The sequence below is a fragment of the Fibrobacter sp. genome, assembly GCA_024398965.1.
GTDB lineage: Bacteria > Fibrobacterota > Fibrobacteria > Fibrobacterales > Fibrobacteraceae > Fibrobacter.
Window position 1 is genome coordinate 1 of the sequence record JAKSIF010000106.1, and the last position, 2,673, is coordinate 2,673.

Sequence of the window (2,673 nt, forward strand, 5' to 3'; positions counted from 1 at the left end):
GGTCGTTCCGGCCGTCAGGGTGACCCGGGTTCCAGCCAGTACTTCCTGTCTCTGGATGACAACCTGATGCGTATCTTCGGTGGCGACAACGTCAAGAATCTCATGAGCCGTTTCGGTGTAGGTGAAGACGAAGTGATTACCCATCCTATCGTGTCCCGCTCCATCCGTGGTGCACAGCGCCGCGTGGAAGGCCAGAGCTTCGATATCCGTAAGCACTTGCTGGACTACGATAACGTGATGAACGAACAGCGTAAGGTGATTTACGGTCTCCGTCGTCGTATCTTGAACGGTGAAGACATCCGTGAAGAAATCATGAACCGTATTGAAGACGCTATCGATATCAAGGTGTCTCAGTACATTCCGGCAAAGAGCTACGCAGAAGACTGGAAGATCGAAGACCTGCATGTGGATATGCAGCGCTCCCTGGGCATGGAATACAACATGACCCTGGAAGAAGCTACCGCCAAGACTCCGGAAATGGTTCTGGACGAAATCATCGGTCTTTGCAAGGCTCGTTACGACAAGCTGACCAAGATCATTCCGGACCAGGATTTCCGCCAGATTGAACGTCGCTTCCTCCTCATGACCATCGACCAGGTTTGGAAGGAACACCTTTATGCCATGGACCAGCTGAAGGACGCTATCCGTTTCCACGGTTACGCCCAGAAGGATCCTCTGATGGTTTACAAGAGCGAAGGCTTCAAGATGTTCGAAGGCTGCATGGAAAAGATTGCAACCCTTACCGCTCTCCGCATTTTGAACATCCGCATTACGCTGCCTAACGGCATGAGCGTTTCTCCGGACCAGCTCCAGCTCAAGAGCCAGGAACAGATTGATGCCGAACGCAAGGCCGCTGAAGAAGCACAGGCCAAGGCAGACCAGAAGGCTGAAATGGCCGCTCCTGCAGAAGCTGCACAGGAGGCTTCCGCCGAACAGCCTGCAGACAACTCCGGCTTCAATGTAGAAGGCGGCGTACAGTCTGTTCAGGGTGACACTCCGGAAGGCGCTGGTGAAGAACTTGAAAAGAAGCCTACCATCCGTCGTACTTTCACCGATCCTCGCGTTCTTGCTGCACGTCGTGCCCAGCAGCAGGCTGCTTCCAAGATCGGTCGCAATGACATGTGCTGGTGCGGTTCCGGCCTCAAGTACAAGAAGTGCCACGGTAAGGATATCGCCGACTAGGTCATAGGATAAAGATTGAAGGATAAAGGGATGTAGGAATAGTTCTGCATGACCTTTATCCTTTATGTTTTTCGTTCTACGTTATATGAAAACTGCAAAGCGTTTCTTTTCTCTGGAAGGTATTGACGGTTCCGGCAAGTCGACGCAGATCGACATGCTGATTGCCGCCTTGACTGCAGAGGGCTACGAGGTTGTGAAACTTCGTGAGCCCGGTGGCGCCCGCATTTCCGAACGCATCCGCGAACTTCTGCTGGACCCTGCCTTCAAGGGTGTCATGTCCGACGATACGGAACTGCTGCTGTATAACGCAGCCCGCGCTCAGGTTATTGCGGAAATCATCCGCCCGGCACTTGCTGCTGGAAAGGTGGTGATTGCGGACCGCTTTGCCTGGAGTACCTTTGCCTACCAGGGATACGCCCGCGGTCTTGGAGCCGACAAGGTGCTGCGCCTTACGGAACTGACCTGCGGCGACTGCTTCCCGGAACTGACTGTGGTTTTGGACCTTACGGTAGAACGTAGCCGTGCCCGCACGGCAAAACGCGGGGAAGCGCCCGACCGCCTTGAAAGCGAGAAGGCAGAGTTCTTCGAGAAGGTTCGCCAGGGTTACCTTGCTGCAGCCCGCGACTACAGCGATTGCGTACAAGCTATCGACGGCGACCGCACTCCCGATGAAGTCTTTGCAGATCTTATCAAGTTGGTAAAGGCGAAGCTGGCCTAAGGTAGTTCTGCTTTATTTTAATTGTTCTAGGTTATTCATCATTTATATATTATAATCATGAAACGAGTATGTGCTGTTTTGTTGACATTGATGGCATTGACGATGGCGTATGCCGAGGAAGCCGATGTATCCAGTGCCGATGCCGCACAGAAGACGGAATCCAAGAGCGGTTTGTATCTGGATATTAGTGGCGGATTTGCAGGAATTGCCTATCACGACCAGAATGGTTTATCGGAAATGTTTACGCATGACTATAGCTATGATGCAGATGGTGTGGGTATTGTTTTCGGATTTAAGGTTGGAAGGATTTGGAAAGATGCCATGGCATTTTATGGTGACATCAGCTATACCATCGTCGACGGAACCTTTCAAGGATCGGAAGGTTGTTTATTTTGCCGTACAGAAGAATTTGACGGAAGTGTGGAGATAAGTCGATTGTCTGTTGGTTTTGGCTTCCGTGGCATTATCAGAAATCCGTTGTCCATAATGGATAATGCTTATCTTGGCGCTTCGCTGTTTGTGGCCCAATATGGATTTAAAGGTAATGCCAGCAGGCATGACACCCGCGGAGGCTTTGGATTCGAGATTGGTAAGCAATGGGCTCTGGGCGAGCATTGGCTTGTTGGTCCTGGAATTGCAGCGAAGGGCGGTATTGAAGACTTCAATTTCAATGCGCTGCTTACGTTTTCAAGAAGGTAAAAGAAAAAGGCTCTCGGGTAATTGAACTGACCCCAAAAAGTTGGACAGTTTAAAGTTAGGATAAAACTGCGTAA

The 2,673-nt window shown here is 51.1% G+C and carries 3 protein-coding genes; all 3 read left to right on the forward strand.

The genetic code is table 11. The features are described 5' to 3' along the window. On the forward strand, positions 1-1,182 hold a 1,182-nt coding region (locus MJZ26_14790; protein ID MCQ2107043.1), incomplete at its 5' end, for an SEC-C domain-containing protein. Positions 1,183-1,267: 85 nt separating this feature from the next. Then, positions 1,268-1,900, forward strand: coding sequence for a dTMP kinase (tmk, locus tag MJZ26_14795; GenBank protein MCQ2107044.1), 633 nt, complete (start codon positions 1,268-1,270; stop codon positions 1,898-1,900). A 57-nt stretch (positions 1,901-1,957) separates the two neighbouring features. Continuing rightward, positions 1,958-2,599: a hypothetical protein gene (locus MJZ26_14800; protein ID MCQ2107045.1), complete on the forward strand. Its 642-nt coding sequence runs from the start codon at positions 1,958-1,960 to the stop codon at positions 2,597-2,599. Positions 2,600-2,673 lie beyond the last annotated feature (74 nt).

Coding starts and splice junctions, on each gene's coding strand:
- tmk (MCQ2107044.1), top strand. CDS start 1,268: ATGAAAACTGCAAAGCGTTTCTTTTCTCTGGAAGGTATTGACGGTTCC.
- MJZ26_14800 (MCQ2107045.1), top strand. CDS start 1,958: ATGAAACGAGTATGTGCTGTTTTGTTGACATTGATGGCATTGACGATG.